At 39.4% G+C, this 21,294-nt stretch carries 21 protein-coding genes and 4 tRNA genes; 16 read left to right on the top strand and 9 right to left on the bottom strand.

The genetic code is table 11. The annotated features are described in order from the left end of the window. Positions 1–94 precede the first annotated feature (94 nt). From M3O96_RS16705 to M3O96_RS16690, 4 genes are all read left to right on the top strand, one after another. A complete protein-coding gene (locus tag M3O96_RS16705; protein WP_249722441.1) occupies positions 95–1,537 on the top strand; it encodes a sodium:solute symporter family protein in 1,443 nt (480 codons plus the stop codon). Further along, the gene (locus tag M3O96_RS16700; RefSeq protein ID WP_249722440.1) at positions 1,530–1,970 is read left to right on the top strand and encodes a GNAT family N-acetyltransferase; all 441 of its coding nucleotides are present in this window, start codon (positions 1,530–1,532) and stop codon (positions 1,968–1,970) included. Before M3O96_RS16705 ends, M3O96_RS16700 begins: the two co-directional genes overlap by 8 nt. A 1-nt stretch (position 1,971) precedes the next feature. Beyond that, the gene (locus tag M3O96_RS16695) at positions 1,972–3,045 is read left to right on the top strand and encodes an alanine racemase (protein ID WP_249722439.1); all 1,074 of its coding nucleotides are present in this window, start codon (positions 1,972–1,974) and stop codon (positions 3,043–3,045) included. Between the two features lie 85 nt (positions 3,046–3,130). After that, on the top strand, positions 3,131–3,724 hold the full coding sequence (locus M3O96_RS16690) for a porin family protein (RefSeq protein ID WP_249722437.1): 594 nt from the start codon (positions 3,131–3,133) through the stop codon (positions 3,722–3,724). 234 nt (positions 3,725–3,958) lie between these two features. Here the strand turns inward: M3O96_RS16690 and M3O96_RS16685 are convergent, their stop codons facing one another. After that, positions 3,959–4,408 (bottom strand): VOC family protein, encoded by a 450-nt coding sequence (locus M3O96_RS16685; RefSeq protein WP_249722435.1) that lies wholly within the window; start codon positions 4,406–4,408, stop codon positions 3,959–3,961. Positions 4,409–4,536: 128 nt separating this feature from the next. Next, positions 4,537–6,180, bottom strand: coding sequence for a S41 family peptidase (locus M3O96_RS16680; protein ID WP_249722433.1), 1,644 nt, complete (start codon positions 6,178–6,180; stop codon positions 4,537–4,539). 162 nt (positions 6,181–6,342) lie between these two features. Between M3O96_RS16680 and M3O96_RS16675 the strand changes: the two genes are divergently transcribed. From M3O96_RS16675 to M3O96_RS16645, 7 genes are all read left to right on the top strand, one after another. Next, complete coding sequence (locus M3O96_RS16675) at positions 6,343–7,104, top strand: hemerythrin domain-containing protein (RefSeq protein WP_249722432.1); 762 nt, start codon at positions 6,343–6,345, stop codon at positions 7,102–7,104. Further along, on the top strand, positions 7,104–7,517 hold the full coding sequence (ruvX, locus tag M3O96_RS16670) for a Holliday junction resolvase RuvX (protein WP_249722430.1): 414 nt from the start codon (positions 7,104–7,106) through the stop codon (positions 7,515–7,517). The genes M3O96_RS16675 and ruvX overlap by 1 nt, the downstream gene beginning before the upstream one ends. Further along, the gene (gene def / locus M3O96_RS16665) at positions 7,514–8,068 is read left to right on the top strand and encodes a peptide deformylase (protein WP_249722428.1); all 555 of its coding nucleotides are present in this window, start codon (positions 7,514–7,516) and stop codon (positions 8,066–8,068) included. The genes ruvX and def overlap by 4 nt, the downstream gene beginning before the upstream one ends. Positions 8,069–8,090: 22 nt before the next feature. After that, on the top strand, positions 8,091–8,885 hold the full coding sequence (locus M3O96_RS16660) for an amidohydrolase (protein ID WP_249722426.1): 795 nt from the start codon (positions 8,091–8,093) through the stop codon (positions 8,883–8,885). Between the two features lie 235 nt (positions 8,886–9,120). Then, a complete protein-coding gene (locus M3O96_RS16655) occupies positions 9,121–11,349 on the top strand; it encodes an NADP-dependent isocitrate dehydrogenase (protein WP_249722424.1) in 2,229 nt (742 codons plus the stop codon). Between the two features lie 330 nt (positions 11,350–11,679). Next, entirely contained in the window at positions 11,680–12,687 is a 1,008-nt protein-coding gene (gene gap / locus M3O96_RS16650; protein ID WP_249722422.1) for a type I glyceraldehyde-3-phosphate dehydrogenase, read from the top strand. A gap of 150 nt (positions 12,688–12,837) precedes the next feature. Continuing rightward, positions 12,838–13,464 (top strand): LON peptidase substrate-binding domain-containing protein, encoded by a 627-nt coding sequence (locus M3O96_RS16645; RefSeq protein WP_249722420.1) that lies wholly within the window; start codon positions 12,838–12,840, stop codon positions 13,462–13,464. A 2-nt stretch (positions 13,465–13,466) separates the two neighbouring features. On the opposite strand, the gene M3O96_RS16640 is transcribed toward M3O96_RS16645, so the two are convergent. Both M3O96_RS16640 and M3O96_RS16635 read right to left on the bottom strand, forming a co-directional pair. Continuing rightward, on the bottom strand, positions 13,467–14,084 hold the full coding sequence (locus tag M3O96_RS16640; RefSeq protein WP_349630854.1) for a tetratricopeptide repeat protein: 618 nt from the start codon (positions 14,082–14,084) through the stop codon (positions 13,467–13,469). Positions 14,085–14,255: 171 nt separating this feature from the next. Further along, positions 14,256–14,438, bottom strand: coding sequence for a hypothetical protein (locus M3O96_RS16635; protein WP_249722416.1), 183 nt, complete (start codon positions 14,436–14,438; stop codon positions 14,256–14,258). Positions 14,439–14,445: 7 nt separating this feature from the next. Between M3O96_RS16635 and M3O96_RS16630 the strand changes: the two genes are divergently transcribed. The 5 genes from M3O96_RS16630 (at position 14,446) to M3O96_RS16610 (ending at position 15,772) form a co-directional block, all read left to right on the top strand. Continuing rightward, a tRNA-Lys gene (locus tag M3O96_RS16630) sits at positions 14,446–14,518 on the top strand. A gap of 41 nt (positions 14,519–14,559) precedes the next feature. Continuing rightward, positions 14,560–14,633, top strand: a tRNA-Pro gene (locus M3O96_RS16625). Positions 14,634–14,643: 10 nt separating this feature from the next. Then, positions 14,644–14,717 (top strand) — tRNA-Arg (locus M3O96_RS16620). Positions 14,718–14,838: 121 nt separating this feature from the next. Beyond that, positions 14,839–14,914 (top strand) — tRNA-Lys (locus tag M3O96_RS16615). Positions 14,915–15,118: 204 nt separating this feature from the next. Beyond that, positions 15,119–15,772: an MCP four helix bundle domain-containing protein gene (locus M3O96_RS16610; RefSeq protein WP_249722414.1), complete on the top strand. Its 654-nt coding sequence runs from the start codon at positions 15,119–15,121 to the stop codon at positions 15,770–15,772. 38 nt (positions 15,773–15,810) lie between these two features. Here M3O96_RS16610 and M3O96_RS16605 read toward each other — a convergent pair whose 3' ends face one another. From M3O96_RS16605 to M3O96_RS16585, 5 genes are all read right to left on the bottom strand, one after another. Further along, positions 15,811–16,710, bottom strand: a complete 900-nt coding sequence (locus tag M3O96_RS16605) for a sugar phosphate isomerase/epimerase family protein (RefSeq protein WP_249722412.1) — start codon at positions 16,708–16,710, stop codon at positions 15,811–15,813. A gap of 61 nt (positions 16,711–16,771) precedes the next feature. Continuing rightward, positions 16,772–17,332 (bottom strand): gluconate 2-dehydrogenase subunit 3 family protein, encoded by a 561-nt coding sequence (locus M3O96_RS16600; protein ID WP_249722410.1) that lies wholly within the window; start codon positions 17,330–17,332, stop codon positions 16,772–16,774. A gap of 19 nt (positions 17,333–17,351) precedes the next feature. Further along, complete coding sequence (locus M3O96_RS16595; RefSeq protein ID WP_249722408.1) at positions 17,352–19,031, bottom strand: GMC oxidoreductase; 1,680 nt, start codon at positions 19,029–19,031, stop codon at positions 17,352–17,354. Positions 19,032–19,058: 27 nt separating this feature from the next. After that, positions 19,059–19,931, bottom strand: a complete 873-nt coding sequence (locus M3O96_RS16590) for a hydroxypyruvate isomerase family protein (RefSeq protein ID WP_249722406.1) — start codon at positions 19,929–19,931, stop codon at positions 19,059–19,061. Next, positions 19,928–21,178, bottom strand: a complete 1,251-nt coding sequence (locus tag M3O96_RS16585) for a nucleoside permease (protein ID WP_249722404.1) — start codon at positions 21,176–21,178, stop codon at positions 19,928–19,930. Before M3O96_RS16585 ends, M3O96_RS16590 begins: the two co-directional genes overlap by 4 nt. Positions 21,179–21,294 lie beyond the last annotated feature (116 nt).

The following is a 21,294-nucleotide window of genomic DNA, read 5'->3' as shown; positions in this document are numbered from 1 at the left end:
TATATGAATTCTTTCTTTTATACTAAATTAAATATTTGTATCTTTGAAAAATTATTTTATATAAGTTTTTTATTAGATTTTAATCAAAAAAAGGATGCATTACATAGACCTCGGCATTTTTGTCGGGTACATGTTGCTGATGCTTGGGATAGGATATTATTTCATGCATCAAAACAAGAATCAGGATGACTACTTTGTCGGTGGACGAAATATCGGAAGTTGGCACATAGGACTTTCTGTAGTAGCCACAGATGTTGGAGGTGGGTTTTCTGTAGGTCTTGGTGGGTTAGGGTTTTTAATGGGGATATCCGGAAGCTGGATGCTGTTTACGGGTTTATTAGGAGCTTGGCTTGCCGGGGTATTTTTGATTCCACGGATTAAACAGGACAGGGCCTTTGCAAATTTTTATACCTTTCCCCAGATTTTCGAATATTTATTTTCCAAAAAAGTCGGATTGGTAGCGGCTTTTATTTCCCTTATCGGATACTTGGGATTTACTTCCTCACAATTGCTTGCAGGCGCCAAATTGGCCTCCGGTACATTTGAAGGTCTTTCACTCAATCAAGCACTGATTTTTATGGGAGCCATTGCTGTGATCTATACAGTATTGGGTGGATTGAAAGCTGTCATCTATACTGATACAATCCAATGGATTATCCTGATGTTGGGATTTATTTTTATTGGATTGCCCATAGCCTATTTTCATGTAGGTGGATGGGAAGTCATTCAGTCATCGCTTCCTCCCGAGTTTTTCCGGTTGGACAATCTTACTTGGCAGGATTTCGCCAATTGGGGGATTACAATCTTACCAATTTGGTTTATTGGGATGACATTGTATCAGAGAATTTTTGCGAGTAGGGATGTTAAGTCAGCCCAAAAAGCTTGGTTTATTGCTGGCATTTTCGAATGGCCTATTATGGCCTTTATGGGTGTCGCTTTAGGATTGCTTTCACGGGTTGCTTTTGAGCAGGGATTGTTATTTGTCGATGTGGATATGTTAGATCCTGAGATGGGTATACCAATATTGCTTCGTACCATTCTTCCCCCTGGTATTTTGGGATTGATGATGGCAGCTTATTTCTCTGCAGTATTATCCACGGCAGATTCCTGTCTGATGGCGGCTTCAGGAAATTTGACGACTGATATTTTTGGTAAATGGATGAAGTTCAAAAGTGAAGACAAGCAGATGCGGTTCAGTCAGCTGTTTACTTTCATTTTAGGATCAGGAGCTCTCATGATTGCGCTTCAGATGACCAATGTTCTGGAATTGATGTTGTATAGTTATGCATTTATGGTTTCGGGGCTATTTATACCCATTATGTTTGGATTATTTACAAACAAAAGAAACCCAGATGCCGCAATTGCCTCGATGATTTGCGGAGGTCTAGTGACCTTAACTCTGGGTTTCATTGGCTCAGAACTCCCTTTGGGACTTGATCCTAATTTCTATGGGATTACTACAGCGTTGGTGATCTATTTGCTTGTATTCAAATTAAGAAAACCTAATCACCAAATAAAATTAAAGGCATATGCTTAAAATCGAAATATTATCCTCATTTGACCAAGCCACTTACTTGCAGAAAAAGGAAATCGCAGATTTCCTTTTTGTCCAATTGGAACAATATGGAGACCCCATTGATCAAATTCTAAAATGTTTGGATTACGCATTAGATCAGGCTGGGGACAAAGGTGGATTTGTAGTCATGGCGAGAGATAATGGAGAAATTGTCGGTGCTGTGGTCGTCAATAAAACCGGCATGTCAGGCTATATCCCGGAAAACATCTTGGTTTATATTGCTGTTGATGCTTCTCAACGCGGAAAAGGAGTAGGAAAAACTTTAATGAACTCAGTGATTGATTTGGCACATGGAGACATTGCCTTGCATGTGGAACCGGATAATCCGGCAAGAAAACTCTATGAGAAATTAGGGTTTACCAACAAATATCTTGAAATGAGATTAAAAAAATAAGATGGCATTTTTGACTTTAAACAGAACTAAGCTACAAGAAAATTTTTCTTTCCTTAGGCAGATATTCGAAGATAATGATATCTCTTGGGGTGTTGTATCAAAATTATTATGCGGTAATAGATCTTTCCTCAAAGAACTGATTTTACTCGGTGTTAATGAAATCCACGACTCACGGATCAGCAATCTTGCAAAAGTCAAGGAGATTGCCCCAGATATCCAAACTGTGTACATAAAGCCTGTTTCGAAACGAAATATTCCCAAAATGGTCAAGTATGCAGATGTGAGTCTAAACAGTGAATTGAATACCATCAGGTGGATTTCTGAAGAAGCAAAAAATCAATCAAAGAACCACAAGGTTATCATCATGGTGGAAACAGGAGATCTCAGGGAAGGAGTTGTAGGTGAGCATATTGTCGATTTTTACGAACAGATCTTTGAACTGCCAAATATCGAAATTATTGGTTTGGGCACTAATCTGAATTGCCTTAATGGCGTGATGCCCTCTTCGGATAAATTGATTCAACTTTCATTGTATAAGCAGATTATTGAACTGAAATTCAACAAGAAAATCCCTTGGGTTTCGGCAGGTACTTCTGTTACCATTCCATTGATCAAAACCCGACAACTTCCCAAAGGGATTAACCATTTCAGGGTAGGGGAGACCCTTTATTTTGGTGTAGACCTTTTCGAAGAAAAAACAATCCAAGGAATGCACCCTGATGTATTCGAACTGAATGCCGAAATCATAGAAATGCAGGAAAAGTCTTTACTGCCTACCGGTACATTGGCGGCTAATCCTCAGGGTGAAATAGTGGAAATAGATGAAAGTTTATATGGAAGGACTTCTTTTCGGGCGATCTTAGATATAGGATTGCTGGATATCGATCCCAAGTACCTCATTCCAAATGACGAAGAGTTTGAGATTTTGGGTGCTAGTTCTGATATGTTGATTCTTAATCTGGGCCGTAATCCCAAGGGATATAAGGTAGGAGATCTTGTCAAGTTCAACATGAAATATATGGGTGCATTAGGAGTCATGAATTCCAGTTATATAGATAAAGTAATAATCACCTGAGTTAATCATTTTCTACTTTTTAAAGGTTTTTGGGCTTATTTGGCATGGTATTGGACTCTTGTCTAGAAACTAATTATTATTTCTTATGAAAAAAGTATCGTTAATTTTCGCTTTGTTTTTAGCATTTTCCCTACAATTACAAGCCCAGGATTCCGACAAAAAGGGTGGACTTGGAATCAGGGCCGGTGCAGGCTTCTTCAGCTTTGGGGGAGAAGATGCTTCCAATAATGATTATGACAATCGGATAGGTTATCATGTCGGATTGTACAATACATTCTTTCTTGGAAGTTCTATAGCCATTGAGCCTGGAGTATTTTATTCAATCAAAGGAACCCAAAATGAGGATTTTGCTAATTCAAGAGCAGTTTTGAATTACGTCGACATTCCTGTCTTATTAAGGTTGTACGTAACTGACGGATTGAATATATTTTTAGGACCGCAGGTATCTTTTCTTACTTCATCCAAATTTGAAGGAGATTTATTTGGTTCTACGGTCGCTTTTGACACTGAATCAGTAAGAAGCACTGATATGGGTATGCTTTTGGGAGTTGGTTACAACCTTCCCAAAGGTTTGAACATTCAAGCCTCTTATAATTACGGATTGAGTCCTGTATTCAAAAATAGCAATGTGGATGTTTACAACAGAGGATACCAACTTTCTCTTGGATTTACATTCTAATCCAATATTCCTTTAAAACAAAAACACCCCTTTCAATTTTGGAAGGGGTGTTTTTGTTTAATGGTTATACGCTTCTTTGACGGCACTTCTTTATTTTTTTTGAGTGGATATTATATGCTCATAATTGTGAACAAGCTATTTTTTTTTAAGTGAATATACATTTTGAAATCACATAAACTCGGCTTGAACTTCCTTATAGCGGGCCATGGACTGTCAACTATTGTCTAGGTACTTTTAATACTCATCATTGATTTCAATCCAGTATCCATCAGGGTCTTGCACGTAAATCTGTTTGATCCCGTCAGGTCTTACATTGATTGAATTTTTATTTCCTGGCCAATCTTCATATTCAACTCCTTGCTTTTTGAGATTGGCAATGATCAAATCCATATTAGTAACACTAAAGCAGATATGATTGATCTTATTGATGGTGACAGGTTCCCATGGCGCTTCGATAATGTGCAGTGACAAGTTATTGCCAATATTCAACCATGTATGAAGCCCATCTTTAAATGGCTCTTCTATTTCAGGAAACTGAAATATGTTTTTATAAAAATCACTGCTTCTCTTCAGTTCTTTGACATAGACAGCGATATGTGTGATTTTTGATTGTTGTGCCATAAGGGTGGAGGAGATGATCGGCAAGATGAAAATAATCAACGCCAAAGCAATAGGCTTTCTCATAGGATTTTGGGTTTGGTATATCTGAAGGTAATGCTTTTATTAAATTTTTCCGATTTTACGGGTAAGTCGTTGCGCAAGAGTCAAAAAAAAATGGGGTTGTTTAGACCCCATTTTAAAGTTGATTTATCTTATTCTTCCTTCTTGTCTTTGGAAGAAAATGCAAGTTTTTCTGCCTCGTCAAATAGTCCTAATGCTTGAAGGTAAACCTCATTGATGTCATTGATTATCTTATAGAAGGCATTGTCATCATAAATCTGTCTTCCCATATGTGCTTTCATCAGGACTTTAAGATAATCTTTTGACTTTTTAAAATCCTTTTCGTCAAATTTCACTTTGTTTCTTTCGCCTACTTTAACCAAATCCTGAAGCATTTCTTCTGAGATTTGGTATTTTTTATAGTAATCTTCGAAACTCATACCGTCAAATTTTTTCTTGTTCTTTTCAAGATAATCAAGGATAAATTCCCTTGAAGAATCCGAATTGAAAAGTCTATTCACATAAGAACTTGCCATAGTGGTGTCCAATGGAACAAAGAAGTCAGGCATGATTCCACCTCCTCCAAATACAGACCTTCCGGAAACAGTCTCGTATCTCAAGCTGTCATCGAATTTGATGCTATCTGCAGAAAAGAATTCACCATGCTCAAACCTGTTGGTAAAATCCTTGCTATAGTCCTCATCAGATCCGTATGGTTTTTGGATAGACCTGCCTGAAGGGGTATAATATCGAGCAATTGTAAGCCTCAACTCCGCACCGTCTGAAAGGTCTATCGGCATTTGTACCAATCCTTTGCCAAAGGACCTTCTTCCCACTATCAGACCTCGGTCGTTGTCCTGCAAAGCACCGGCAACAATTTCTGATGCTGAAGCACTTCCCTCATTGATCAGGACTATAACCGATCCATCTTCGAATAATCCGGGTTTCACAGCGTAAGCTTTTTGGTTGTATCTATTTAATTTTCCTTTTTGAGATACGATCAGTGAATTTGAATTCAGGATTTCATCCGCAATATTAATTGCAGCACCCATGTATCCGCCCGGATTGTTTTGAAGATCGAGGATGAGTTTTTTCATTCCCTTTTCTTTCAGTTCAGTCACTGACTTTTTGAATTCTTCATGGGTGGTGGCCCCAAATCTTGTCACCTTGATATAGCCAACCTCATCATTTACCATGTATGTGGCATTGATACTGTATTGGGGGATTTTGTCCCTGATGATGTCATAGCTGATCAGGTCATTTTGATTTTTTCTTTTGATATCCACGACCACTTTACTTCCTCGAGGTCCTCTCAATAGGTCAAAAACATCGCGGTTGGTGATTCCTGTACCTGCGACAGTCTTTCCATCCACATTGATGATTTTGTCTCCGGATTGGATTCCAAGTTTTTCTGAAGGTCCTCCTGTCAATGGAGCGACTACATATATGGTGTCCCTGATTATACCAAACTCAACACCGATGCCGTCAAATTCACCATCCAATTCAGATTTTGCCAAAGTAGCATCTCTTGCAGGGATGTAAGTAGAGTGCGGATCAAGTTTCTCCAGCATTTTTTCAATGCCAAATTCTACGAGTTCGTTTGTATTGACACTGTCGACATAATCCCGGTTGATGTAGGTGATTATTTCCTGAAGCTTGTAAATAGCCGCTTTGAGGTCATTGGTGTCACTTTTTGGTTCTGCAAAGGTGGCTCCTATCCAGATGCCGGCAGAAATGGCCAATGCCAAAATTAATGGCAATCTTATCTGTTGTTTGGTGTTTTTGATTTCGCTCACGATATCCTCCGGTTAGTAAATTCTGTTCTATTTTAGCAATGGAATTATTTCAAGTATACTAGTAAACTGATATTTGGGCCATTTCGTTTTGATTCATGCAATAAATTCATTTTTGGCCAATAGTCTAAGTGTTATTGGTTAATTTACCTTAATTTTGCAAACATGTTTGATTCCAAAGATATCGAAAAAAGCCCCATCAAAGAACTCGTTTCCGAGAATTATGTGTTTGCGGCTGTCCTTCATTTTTTCGGTATCAGCTTTTTTCAATATGAACACAATTCCCTTTTTGAAGTTTGCAAAAAGTTTAAAATAAATCCCCAACACCTGATCGATGAACTTGAATCTTGGGCAAAAATAAAAGAACCAACCTCAGAAGAATTATACTTTCATCCGATAGAAGTCCTTGTATCTTACCTTAAAAGGAAGCATTACTTTTTTGTGAGACAGGAATTGCCTTTTTTGTCCAATATGATTTCTGGCATAAAAGTCCAAGAAGAGGCATACTCTCCGATTTTGGCTGATTTAAGGATTATGTTTCCTCTTTTTGTGGATGATTTTATTCATCACATTCACGAAGAGGAAAGCCGACTGTTTAATAGAATCAAGTTGTTGCATCAAATTGAATCCGATGAATACCGACTCAACGATGCCCTTCATATTTTGGAAAAAAGCCCTATTACTTTACTTTCTGAAGCGCATGATGCCCATGATGATGAAATGGAAGGGATCAGAAAACTGACCAAAGAATACTTTTTGCCCGAAGATGCTCCCATCAGCATGAAGGTGCTCTACAATGAACTGCAGGTTTTTGAAAAGGAGTTGAGAGTTCATGCACAGATTGAAGATCAGCTGCTATTTCCTAAGGCCATTGAGCTCGAAAAGGAAGTGCTTAGAAAAGTAAAAAAACAAATCCGAAATAACTGATGGGGAGAATTTTAGCCATTGATTTGGGAACCAAAAGAACGGGTATCGCAGTTACGGATACGCTCAAGATGCTCGCCAATCCCCTTGAAATGGTGGAAACCCACAAGCTCTTGGATTTTCTTACAGCCTATTTCAAAAAAGAAGATGTGGAAACCATTGTCTTGGGTTACCCGAAGCATTTGGACGGGAATCCAAATGAAATGACACCCAAAGTCATCAGCTTCAAAGAGAGGCTTTCAAAATTATTTCCCGATAAGAAACTCGTTTTTGTTGATGAGCGTTTCACCTCCAAAATGGCCATGCAAAGCATGATTGCCATGGGGAGCAAGAAAAAAGACAGAATAGAAAAAGCAGGAAATTTAGATAAAATCAGTGCTGCCATCATCCTCCAATCTTACTTAGAACAAATATGATTTATCCAATAGTCGCCTATGGAAACCCAATCCTCAAAAAAGAGGCTGAAGAAATCCATGAAGGTGAAAACATCAATGAATTGATTCAGGACATGTTCACAACCATGGACAATGCCAGTGGGGTGGGATTGGCTGCTCCCCAAATCAATAAAGGCATCAGGCTTTTTGTAATTGACAGTACCTTGATGCTCGACGAGAAAGATGAGGAAAAAGGAATCAGAAGAGTTTTTATCAATCCCATCATTTTGGATGAATACGGAGATGATTACAGTTTTGAGGAAGGCTGTCTAAGCATCCCGGATATAAGGGCCGAGATAATCCGACCGGAAAAACTCACTTTGGAGTATTTTGACGAAAATTGGAACCTCAAGGAAGAAGAATTTTCAGGAATGACAGCAAGAGTCATTCAGCATGAATATGACCACTTGGAAGGGATTCTTTTTATTGACTATCTCAAAGGCCTCAAGAAAAGGATGGTTCAAAGCAAACTCGTAGACATCAGTAAAGGAAAAGTTTCCACTGATTACAGGATGGTTTATCCATTGAAATAAGAACCCAATACCTAATCTCCCAATGACTTCAACTTCGCTTAAAATTGCCTTGGTTCAGACTGACATTTTTTGGAAGGACAAAACAGCCAATATGGCAATGCTGGAGGAAAAGTTATTGAACCTCGACTACGAAGCCGACTTGATCATTCTTCCAGAAATGTTCAATACAGGATTTACAATGGATGTTCATAACGTAAGTGAACCCATGAATTTCACCACCACAAAATGGATGAAACAGATAGCGGCCCAAACTCAGGCAGTTGTCACAGGAAGTATGGTAGTGGCAGAAAAGGGAAGTTTTTACAATCGCTTACTTTGGGTTTCACCGGATGGGAAAGTTGACTGGTATGATAAAAGACACCTTTTTAGGATGGCGGAGGAAGATGCTCATTTTGACATGGGTAGGGAAAGAAAAATTTTTGAATGGAAAGGTTGGAGAATCATGCCGCAGATTTGCTATGACCTTCGGTTTCCTGTTTGGTCCAGAAATAGGGTAAACGCAAGCGAACTTGAATACGACCTTCTTTTTTATGTGGCAAGTTGGCCGAGCCCAAGAATCAATGCTTGGGACATATTACTGAAGGCAAGAGCAGTTGAAAACCTCTCTTTTGTCATAGGAGTCAATAGAATAGGTGAAGATGGAAATGGTGTCCTGTACTCAGGCCATTCAGCAGCTTATAATTACAAAGGAGAAGCTTTAACTTTTTCTGATAATAAAGAAGAAATACTTTATGTTGACTTTGACCTAAATTCCCTGCAGGAATACCGAATAAAATTCCCTGCTTGGATGGATGCTGATGGGTTTGAATTAACCTGATTTTTATGGGGATTAAGGGAGAATTTTTAATGCATCACACGGGATTTGCCCTTTCTTTTTCCTGATTTCCCCTTGGTATAATCCTTATTTGAAACCGCAATAAATTGATTAATTTAGGCGGAATTTTAAAAGCCACCCATGTCATTTTGGATTGAAGCCGATTATTCAGGATACAATTTTGGGACCATGTGCTTTTTCATTTATTAATTGTTACACCTATCTCATGCTATTGAAGATGACCACAAAAACAGCTAAAATTCTTTATACTCTGACTGACGAAGCCCCCGCTTTGGCAACCTATTCTTTGTTACCTATTGTAAAAGCCTTTACAGATTCTGCCGGAATCGTGGTGGAGACAAGAGATATCTCGTTGTCCGGAAGGATAATCGCTTTGTTTCCGGAGTTTTTGAAACCTGAGCAGCAGATTAAGGATGATTTGTTGGAATTGGGCAGCATTGCTACTTTGCCGGAGGCGAATATTGTCAAATTGCCGAATATATCGGCTTCCATGCCGCAGTTGAAAGCAGCAATCAAAGAATTACAGGGTTTGGGATATGCCTTACCCGATTATCCGGATGATCCAAAAAGCGAGGATGAAAAAGCTGTAAAAGCAAAATATGATAAAGTAAAAGGAAGTGCTGTCAATCCGGTCCTAAGAGAAGGGAATTCTGACAGAAGAGCACCATTGGCAGTGAAGCAATATGCTAAAAATAACCCTCACAGCATGGGTAAGTGGTCTTCAGACTCCAAAACCCACGTTGCAAGTATGAGTCACGGAGACTTTTATGGAAGTGAAAAATCAGTCACTTTGGGAAATGCAGGCTCCATAAATATTGAATTGCATACCAAGGAAGGTAATGTGGTAAAACTGAAAGAAAAACTTGCCTTGCAAAAAGGAGAGATTATTGATGCTTCTGTTTTGAGTGTAAAGGCTTTGAAACAATTTTTTAAGGAGCAAATCGAAGATGCAAAAGCCTCAGGTGTTTTGTTTTCCCTGCACATGAAAGCCACGATGATGAAGGTTTCTGACCCGATTATTTTTGGTCATGCAGTAAAAGTTTTCTTTGCTCCGGTTTTTGAAAAACATGCAACTACTCTGAAAGAAATTGGCGTAGATGTGAATAATGGTTTTGGAGATTTGGTAGCGAAGCTATCGTCCTTACCTGCTGATAAGAAAAAAGAAATTGCGGCTGATATAGAAGCATGTCTTGCTGATGGTCCCGAATTGGCCATGGTCAACTCAGACAAGGGAATCACAAACCTGCATGTGCCTAGTGATGTCATCATCGATGCGTCTATGCCTGCGATGATCAGGACATCAGGTAAGATGTGGGACAAACAAGGGAAATTGAAAGATACCAAAGCGGTAATTCCTGACCGTGCATATGCGGGAATTTACCAGGAGACAATTGATTTCTGTAGGGAAAACGGTGCTTTCGATCCATCTACAATGGGAAGTGTGCCCAATGTTGGATTGATGGCGCAGGCAGCTGAAGAATACGGTTCGCATAATAAGACTTTTGAGATTGAGGCCGATGGAGTCGTTAAGGTTGTGTCTGAGTCAGGGGAATTATTGATTGAACATCAGGTACAAAAAGGAGATATATGGAGAATGTGTCAGACCAAAGATGCGCCTGTGCAAGATTGGGTGAAATTGGCTGTCAATCGTGCAAAAGCCACCGGAGTTCCTACCATTTTCTGGCTCGACGAAAATAGAGCCCATGATGCTGAAATCATCAAAAAAGTAAACCAATATCTCCCCAATTTTGAAACTAAAGGACTGGATATCCGCATCATGACACCTGCTGCAGCTACAAAATTCTCTTTGGAGCAAATCAAAGCTGGCAAAGATGTTATTTCGGTTACAGGCAATGTATTGAGAGATTATTTGACAGATTTGTTTCCGATTTTGGAATTGGGCACCAGCGCCAAGATGCTATCAATTGTTCCATTGATGAATGGTGGTGGCCTTTTTGAAACCGGAGCGGGTGGTTCTGCACCAAAGCATGTGGAGCAATTGATTGAAGAAAACCACCTTAGATGGGATTCTTTGGGCGAATTCTTGGCTTTGGCTGTATCATTAGAGCATTTGGGAGATACTTTCTCTAATGAAAGGGCGAAAGTATTGGCGGAGACTTTGGATCAAGCCACAGGCAAATTCCTTGAGAATGACAAATCTCCATCCCGTGACGCAAAGGAATTGGACAACAGGGGTAGCCATTTCTATCTGGCAATGTATTGGGCGGAAGCTTTGGCAGCACAGGACAAAGACTTGGATCTCAAAACCAAATTTGGTCCTGTAGCCAAGGAACTCCTGGAAAATGAGTCTAAAATCGTCTCCGAATTAAATGATGCTCAAGGGGTAAAAGTTGACATTGGCGGTTATTACAAACTTGATGAAGCTAAAATCTCCGCTGTCATGAGACCAAGCAAAACCTTCAACGATATATTAGAGAAAATCTGATTTTGAATAAGTTATGAAAAGCGGCTTCGGTCGCTTTTTTTTTGTAACTGCCTTGATGTCAGTCAAGTGTTGAAACCTTGATCAAAAATTTCACATAAAAATTTATTCTTCTGATTATCAGAGTTTTGATTTTAGGTGGTTTTTCGCAATCGATTGTATTTTGAAGTTATTTTAAAATGTTCATTTTCAAAGCTTTAATAATTTTGGGGAGCAAGATATATTTGGTAATTTTAACCCAATCTAATTATTGAACCAATAGAATTAGATGAAATTTTAAACTTCAAATTTTCTTTTTGGATACTAACCAGTACAACAATAAATTAAATAACTATGAGCAAAATTAAAGTAGGAATCAACGGATTCGGAAGGATCGGTAGATTAGTTTTTAGAGCAGCACAGAGCAGAAGTGATGTTCAGGTCGTGGCTATCAATGACCTTATCGATGTAGATTATATGGCTTACATGTTGCAATATGACTCTACACATGGCCGATTCGACGGGAGTGTTGAAGTGAAAAATGGCAAATTGGTAGTGAACGGAAACGAAATAAGAGTATCATCAGAAAAAAGCCCTTCAAGCCTTAAGTGGGGAGAAGTAGGTGCTGATTACGTGGTAGAATCGACTGGGATTTTCCTTACCAAAGAAACTGCACAAGGGCATATCGATGCTGGTGCCAAAAAGGTAATCATGTCAGCCCCTTCCAAAGACGACACCCCGATGTTTGTGATGGGAGTAAATGAAGATTCTTATACTTCAGACATGGTGTTTGTTTCCAATGCTTCTTGTACTACCAATTGCCTTGCGCCAATAGCCAAGGTATTGAATGACAACTGGGGAATTGAGGAGGGCTTGATGACGACAGTGCATGCTACCACAGCTACCCAAAAGACAGTTGATGGACCATCGGCCAAAGACTGGAGAGGTGGTAGGGGCGCTGCCCAAAATATCATTCCGTCTTCCACAGGTGCAGCCAAGGCAGTAGGAAAAGTTATTCCTGAATTGAACGGCAAATTGACAGGTATGGCATTTAGGGTGCCTACTCCAAACGTATCAGTGGTAGATTTGACTGTACGATTGAAGAAGCCTGCCACCTACAAAGAAATTTGTGCTAAAATGAAAGAAGTATCTGAAACCACTATGAAAGGTGTACTAGGATATACAGAAGATTCAGTGGTTTCAACAGATTTCAACGGAGATCCAAGAACATCCATTTTTGATGCAGAAGCAGGTATCCAATTGAGTGATACCTTCGTGAAGGTTATTGCTTGGTATGACAATGAGTGGGGTTATTCCAACAAAGTCGTAGACCTATTGACCTATATTGCAAGCAAATCTTAAGGGATAAAATGCATTGCGGAAACAGGCTGTCTCAAATTTGGGACAGCCTTTTTTGTTAAATAATTTACCCAAATAACTGTAAATCCGTAATCTAAAAAAGAGGTTTTGTAATTATAGCAAACCAAATCCAATCCCACAGGTTAGTTAGATATGGACCATTATCTGCCTTTATTTCCTTTAAAGCTTGTTGCATTCCCAGGCGAACAATTGAATCTCCATATTTTCGAACCAAGATATAAACAGCTTATTGAGGATGTTTTAGCTACAAAGAGTGCCTTTGGGATTGCAGTATATATCGATAACTTAATGCCATTTGGCACTGAGGTGGAGTTGGAAGAGGTGACTATGAAATATGATGATGGTAGGATGGATATCAAAACACGGGGCAGGAGAATTTTCGAAATGCTTTCCTTTGAAAATCCCATGAAAGATAAATTATATGCCGGCGGTAATGTGATTTTTTATGACAATGACCCCAGAGTTGCAGAAAACCATTATGCAGAATTTATTTTTTACTTAAAGGAGCTGTTCAGGTTGATGGAGTACCATATTGAAATAATTCCTCTTAAAATCAATTCCTTTACTTATGCCCATAAACTCGGATTAAATCTGACAGAAGAATATGAACTTATGCTGATGACAAAGGAATCAGATAGAATCAAGTTTCTTACTACTCACATGATGAAAATAATCCCGGTTTTGCGTGAAATCGAAATTGCCAAGAAAAAAATCCAAATGAATGGGCATTTCAAAAATCTTGAACCTTTGGATTTTTAGGATTATAATCTCGTGATATTGTCCTTTTTGACAAATGCTACCTTTTCTCCCCAAGTTACCTCATACCACACGTCTTTGGTGGATTTGATGATAACCCTATGGCCTGGCTCTACGACTTGAATCAGCTTTCCCCCGGCAGTTGGTTGGTCCATGATCAGCGTCGGACTTCCTGTAACAATACCTGTTTTGGGCTCTGAAAGGAAATTATTGATTACAAATACCAACACGATTAAGATAACTGTAGGTAGGTAATACATCGGTTTATCGGCTTTCAACCTAAAGACGAACAAAAGAATCAGAGATAGGAATAATAAAAAAGAAAACGTGCTTGCAAGTTCGGTTTGGAAATCTGATATAAACTTGAAAAGTCGATCTCTGTCATCCAATTCATAGCCGATTAAGTTTGCTTGTTCGGTCAAGGATTTAATTTTTGTTATCACCCTTTGGTGGGGATTTTTGTCATAATATTTTGCCAAAAAGAAGCTAGCGCTTGAATAATCACCCTTTCCTTCGGATATAAAAGCCATCTTCAAAAGCATTGCCGGCGAGAAAGTTTCTTCATTACTAAGCAAATCTTCATAAACTAACATTGCTTCTTGGTAATTCTTCGTAGAAAACAAAGAATCTGCTTTTTGGAGCTTGGATATATTGGCCTGACAATTAAAGCTTTGTATAAAAGCGAATAAAAATATTATAAATTTTGTGAGAAAGATTCGGTTTAGGTTTGGCATTTTAAAATCAGAGGCTTAAATTTGCACTCCAATTACGGGAATGATTTAAAAAAAAACAAATCAAATCGTAACTGATTCCCCACCTAGAAATATCGAAGTGTCAGGAAAAACAAATGATTCCGTATCCCGATAGCTATCGGGACGGTAGAGCAAAACAAATGATTCTTTATCCTGATAGCTATTGGGATGGTAGAGCAAAACAAATGATTCCTTATCCCGATAGCTATCGGGACGGTGGAGCAAAACAAATGATTCCGTAGCTCAGCTGGTAGAGCAATACACTTTTAATGTATGGGTCCTGGGTTCGAATCCCAGCGGGATCACTGAGAAATCAAAGGGTTTTTCAAAATAGATTGAAACAGTTCGGGGTGTAGCGTAGCCCGGTATCGCGCCACATTTGGGATGTGGAGGTCGTAGGTTCGAATCCTGCCACCCCGACTTAATTACCGGTCCTGTAGCTCAATTGGATAGAGCAACTGCCTTCTAAGCAGTAGGTTTCAGGTTCGATTCCTGACAGGATCACGAAAAGACTGTATGAGCATCTCTCCTGAGGGGATGCTCAATTTATTAAAGAGAATTTCAATTCAGTTATTTGAATGATTCCGTATCCCGATAACTATCGGGATGGTAGAGCAAAACAATTGATTCTGTAGCTCAGCTGGTAGAGCAATACACTTTTAATGTATGGGTCCTGGGTTCGAATCCCAGCGGGATCACCAAGACCTCCTCAAATTAGGGAGGTTTTTCTTTTTTTTGACCTGGCTACTTTTTTCTCAAGGATTAAAAATTAAATATTGCACGGAATCTTAGGTTATTTGAATCTAAAAAATTTAATTCGATTTAAATTTCTCCAATAATCTTTGCCAACTTTAATAAAATTGGTTGGTAAGGATTGGAATCTATCTCATTACAAGTCCCAAACTATGTCGAGAACAATAACCCAACGAAGAAAGCTTAAGGTAGCCATAATCCTGACAGTTTTGATTATCATGATTTTTGGCAAAAATATCCTCGAAAGAAGAAATTTTAATGAACTCGGCAATTCTTTCGTTTCCTTTTATGAGGATAGATTGGTAGTTGAGAGCTATATATTTTCCATTTCAGAAAAGCTTTTTAGAATAAAACTATTGGTAAACCACTGTCAATTTGAGAGTGATTATAGCCATGTGGTGGAAGATATCAGTAATTACGAGACTGATATTTTGAACCTTGTCAAGGAATTTGAAGATACTAAACTGACGGTTGCTGAAGCCGGGTTTTTGACAGACTTCAAAAAGATTATCCAGGAAAATCTGAGAATAGCAGATTACCAATCTCTTTTTTCAACTGAGACAGGGATCAATGCCAATAAGGTAAAAGAATATAATGCCTCGATTGAGCGGGCAATTTTAGATCTTGAGAGACTATCTCAAATCCAATTGGATGAAGGGAAAAATTTGGCATCTAACTCTGAACGTATCGTAAATAGGTCCAAAATATGGGCCCAGTTTGAAGTAGCTGCTTTGGTAATTCTGATTGTGATTATTTACTTGTTGATATATACTTCAAGGTCGATCAAATCAAATTTTGTGGAATAGAAAAATAGGCCTGCAAAAGATATTGCAGGCCGTTCTTTTTAAAACACCAATGATTTCATAAAAGCAGCATTTTTTTCAGCAGCTTCCATGGGATTGGTTCCATCAAATCTTTCTTGCTCCACGATAAAATAGTCCATTCCATTATCCATTCCCGCCCGGAGAATGCTTGGGAAATCCATTATTCCTGTCCCGATAATGGTAGAACCATTGGGTTCTGAAAATTCGAGCTCACCGGATTTATCTTTGACGTGACCTAATGTAAACCTATTAGGATACTTTTTGATGTATTCTATTGGGTCTTTGCCAGCGGTATAAACCCAATAAGTATCCATTTCAAAATCTACCAGGCCTGGATCAGTATTGTTCAACATATAATCATGCGGAATCTGACCATCCACGTCTATAAAAGTATAACCGTGGTTATGGTAGGCAAACCTGATTCCATGCTTTTTACAGATTTCACCATGTTTGTTAAAATCATCTGTGATCCGCTTAAAATCATCCATGGATTTCTGAGGTCCCACCCAAGGATTGATCAGGTATTTCATTCCAATAGCTGCAGCCTCTTCAGCCTGTTTCTCTAAGTTTTCATAAGTATCGGTGTGAGACGCAAAGAAATCGAGACCCAAGTCATCTGTCAGGCTTTTGAATTCGGTATTTTTCATACCCCAAAAAATTCCTTTTCCATCGTCGAATCCTTCAATTTGGGTGTATCCAAATTTTGAAATAGCTTTTATTGTCGCTACAGGGTCTTCTGCCATTTTTTCTTTTACAGAATATAGCTGGAGTCCAAAGTTGTCCAAAATCCCGGGAAGGGCATCTATTTCTGCTTCCATAAGGGTGTCACTTTCTTTTTTTGGCGAGCAAAATTGCAAGGGTAAAAATGCACCTGCACTCAAGGCCGCACTTAATTTGATAAATTTTCTTCTGTTTTTCATACTGGGTTTTTGTGTAACGGAGAAGAGACTGTCCTTGGACAGTCTCTAGATTTGGATTTAATCAAATAGCGTAAGCCTTATCGCCTAGCTTGTACTCGATACAAGGATCGTATTTGCCAGGAACTTCGTAATATCTCAATTGCTGTGTAGCACCAACCTCAGAAGTAAAATATCCCAAAACTGTCAAATCTTGCAGCATTTTGACCACTGCTGCATTTTTGTCTTCTGAATTTGCTGTTGATTTTGTTTTTAGTTCATTGAGGTAAGCGGTTCGCTCATCTAAAGTAGCCTCCATAAAATCACTTCCTTTGGATGATTTGAAATCCTTTCGGATAAAATTCAATCCATCTACAAAGGCTGTCTGTTGCTCAGCATTATAGGTGTCCTTTACCATCATAACCATAAAGCTACCAATTCCTACAGCTTTGGCACCCGGAGTATCTGTGGTTGGGATGATTGCTTCTCCGATCTCATCCAAGAAAGCTATGTCTTTTGGCGAAAACTCCAAACCTACAATTTGGTCTTCCGGGGCACATCCCGTCAGGATTACATTGGCCCCGACCATTGTTCCTCCCATCATCAAAATGACGCTTTTCAATGCATCTCTTCTATTCATTGCCATGATTCAATTCTTTTAAAGATTATAAATTACCTTTCTTAAGTTCGGTGACAGCAAAATCTACTGCCCTGGCTGTCAGAGCCATATAAGTCAAGGATGGATTTTGGGCCGCTGCTGATGTCATGCAGGCTCCATCAGTGACAAATACATTTTTTGCATCCCATACCTGATTGTTTCCATTCAAAACAGATGTCTTGGGATCTCTGCCCATTCTTGCTGTGCCCATTTCATGGATTCCTTGACCGAAAGTGTAGCCTGAGTCAAAAGTATTGACATTTTTCAATCCTGCAGCTTCCAACATTTCGGCAGCATCATTCATCATGTCCACCCTCATTTTCTTCTCGTTTTCCTTTATTTCGGCATCCATCTCTAGGATGGAAATGCCCCATTTGTCGACCTTGTCCTTGCTGAGTTTGATGGTGTTTTCATGGTAAGGTAGGATTTCACCAAAAGCAGTGATTCCCATACTCCAAGGTCCCGGCTCGCTCAATGCTTCCTTCATTGGAGCTCCAAAGTTCATTTCAGCGACATTCCTGCTCCACCCTGACCGGGAAGCGCCGCCCTGATACCCAAAGCCACGAATATAGTCTCTCTTATCTCCATCGATGTTTCTAAATCTTGGGATGTACACACCATTAGGTCTTCTTCCAAAGTAATACTTGTCATCGTATCCTTCGGCAGTTCCATTTGCACCTAATCTAAAATGGTGATCCATCACATTATGCCCCAATTCCCCGGAGCTGCTGCCCAAGCCTTCAGGCCAAATATCTGTCGCAGATCTCATCAATATGGATGTGGAATTAAATGCCGATGCACAAAGAAAAACGATCTTGGCATTGAATTCATACGTCTGATTCGTCTCCCCGTCTATGATTTCAACCCCAGTGGCCTTTTTGCTGTCTTTGTCATAAATCAGTTTGGTGACAATGGACCATGGTCTCAAAGTCAAGTTCCCGGTTTTGATTGCAGCAGGCATGGTGGAAGCTTGGGTACTGAAATATCCTCCAAAAGGACATCCTAAGGAGCATTTATTTCTAAACTGACATTGGGATCTTCCTTCCAATGGTTGGGTTAAATTGGCTACCCTTCCGATAGTGACGAGTCTTTTTCCGTCAAATGCTTTCTTCACTCTATCAGCTACATCTTTTTCCACGCAGTTTAGCGGCATTGGAGGTTGGAATTCCCCATCCGGAAGCTGGGCAAGTCCATCTTTGTTTCCTGATATTCCGGCAAATTTCTCCACATACGAATACCATGGAGCTAGGTCTTTATACCTGACAGGCCAATCAACAGCAATGCCTTCTTTGAGGTTGGCTTCGAAATCAATATCCCCAAGTCTGTAACTTTGTCTTCCCCATAACAACGATCTTCCTCCGACTTGATATCCTCTAAACCAAGTGAATGGTTTGGTTTCAATATAAGGTGACTCTGATTCATGTGCCCACCAATCTAGATTAAGCTCGTTCAGTACATAATCCCTTTTAAGATTAGGATGGTTTTCTACCATCTCAACTGTTCTTCTCCCTCGGTGAGGTACTTCCCAAGGAGCAAGTGTTGCGGTTTTATAATCTGTTTTGTGTACTATATTAGGTCCTCTTTCGAGCATGAGAACCTTTAATCCTTTTTCTGTCAACTCTTTCGCTGCCCATCCGCCGCTTATACCGGAGCCTACAACGATAGCGTCATACGTATTTTCTGCCATAATAATAATTAGTTGAGGTTACTTAACTTATAAATCACATATTTTGATTGCTTCGGCAAGTGAAGCCATTTTGTCCGCCTTCTTTGGTACAAATTCCTGACAGAAATACCCTTTGTACCCTGTCTCTAATATTGCCTTTACGATCGGTGGATAAAAGATCTCCTGCGTTTCATCTATTTCATTTCTTCCTGGATTACCTGCTGTATGGTAATGGCCAAAGTACTGATGGTCTCTTTTGATTGTCCTGATAAGGTCACCTTCCATGATCTGCATGTGGTAGATGTCATATAGCAATTTGAGGTTTGGAGAATCTACCATTTTGCAGAGTTCTATCCCCCAGGCACTTTTGTCGCACATATAATCAGCATGGTCTACTTTGCTATTGAGCAATTCCATGATGATCATCACTTCGTGTTTTTCAGCTGTGGCCATGATTTTTTTAAGTCCTTCGGCAGAATTTTTCAAACCTGTCTCATCATCCATACCGTTTCTGTTGCCGCTGAAAGCAATCAGGTTTTTATAACCTGCTTTTGCTACCAATGGAATCACCTCTTCATAGCCTTTGATCAACTGTTCATGGTTTTTGGGGTCATTCCATCCTTTGACGATTCCCATATCCGCGCCGTTGCACAAGGAGCAGACTACGCCGTGTTTTTGGAGGATGTGCCAATTATTTGGGCCGATCAAGTCAATGGCATTAAATCCGATTTTCTTGATCTCTATACATAACTCCTCGATAGTCATTGGATTAAATGGCCAGTGACATACTGCATGGTTGACATTGCCTTTGAGCTGGTAAGGAAGGTTTTCGGCCTGGGCGCTTATAAGAGGCAGGCTCGAGGCTGCTACAGTTCCCATGAGTATTTTTTTGAGGCTGTTTCTTCTACTGAGTTGGGTCATGATGCAAGAGGTTTAATTTCAGGTTTTTTGTTCATTGTTTCATTCTTAAAGAAAATCAGGAAAATCAGTACCACTAATATAGCAATACCCGATGGAATCATCCAGATGGACTTCCAATCATGTGTACCATCTGCATTCAAATATAAATCAGTGACTTGTCCGGCGATAGCAAATCCTATCAGCATCCCCAAACCATAGGTTGCTAGGGTAATAAGTCCCTGTGCAGATGATTGAAATTTTTCCCCGGCCTTGGAATCTGTATAGATTTGTCCAGAGACAAAGAAGAAATCATAACATATTCCATGGAGTGCTATCCCAATAATTAGCAAGTAAAGTCCGTCCCCCGCGTCTCCCAACGAGAACAAAGCATACCTTACTACCCATGCCAACATTCCTACCACCATGGTCATTTTAAATCCAAATCTTTTGAAGAAAAAAGGAAGCAAAAGAAGGAAGAATGCCTCAGAAACCTGTCCGATGGTCATCTTTCCTGTAGGGTCAGACACGCCGATTTCAGCTAAGAACGGATTAGCATTCTGAAAATAAAAAGCCAAAGGAATACAGATCAAAATGGAGGAAATAAAGAAAATAGCGTAGTTTTTGTCTTTGAGTAGCTTCAAAGCATCCAAACCGATCAAGTCTCCTATTTTGACCTTTTCATTTTTATTGGCTCTTGGAGGGGTTTTTGGAAGTGTAAATGAAAATAACCCCAAAATCATTGAGGAAATGGAGGCCATCAGGAAAGTGTTTTTGAGAAGTCCTTCGGACATATTTCCAACTTCGTCCCATAAAAAAATATAACTGATAGAAAGTCCAGATGCGATCCAACCAATGGTTCCCCAAACCCTAATCGGAGAAAACTCTTTTTCAGGATCCTTCATTTGCCTGAAGGAAACAGAATTGACCAAAGCCAAAGTCGGCATATAAAGCACCATATATCCGAAAATATATGGATAAAACAATTCAAAACTCGTGGCCTGATAGCACAGATAGAGAAGGACTGCTCCTATCAAGTGCAGAAATCCAAGAATTTTCTCTGCATTGAAATACCTGTCTGCGATCAATCCGATAATAAAAGGAGCGATAATGGCACCAAATGATTGGGTGGAAAATGCGGCACCGACTTGTGTAAATGTTGCACCGAGATTGTTAACCAAAAAAGTACCCATAGTCACATACCAAGATCCCCAAACAAAGAATTCCAAGAACATCATGAATGAAAGCTGGGCTCTGGTTTTGGCGTGCATAAATCGTGGTTATTTTGTTTGTAAACGTAGAGTACGAAACTGAAAAGTATCAATTTTCTGTTTAAAATTCAGGGATTTTGCCTTAATTTTAGTTTTTCCGAAACCGTGGTTGAAAT

The organism is Aquiflexum sp. TKW24L (assembly GCF_023502205.1).
Classification (GTDB): domain Bacteria; phylum Bacteroidota; class Bacteroidia; order Cytophagales; family Cyclobacteriaceae; genus Cognataquiflexum.
The sequence above is the reverse complement of the archived record's forward strand: the minus strand, read 5'-3'. Positions and strand labels throughout refer to the sequence as shown.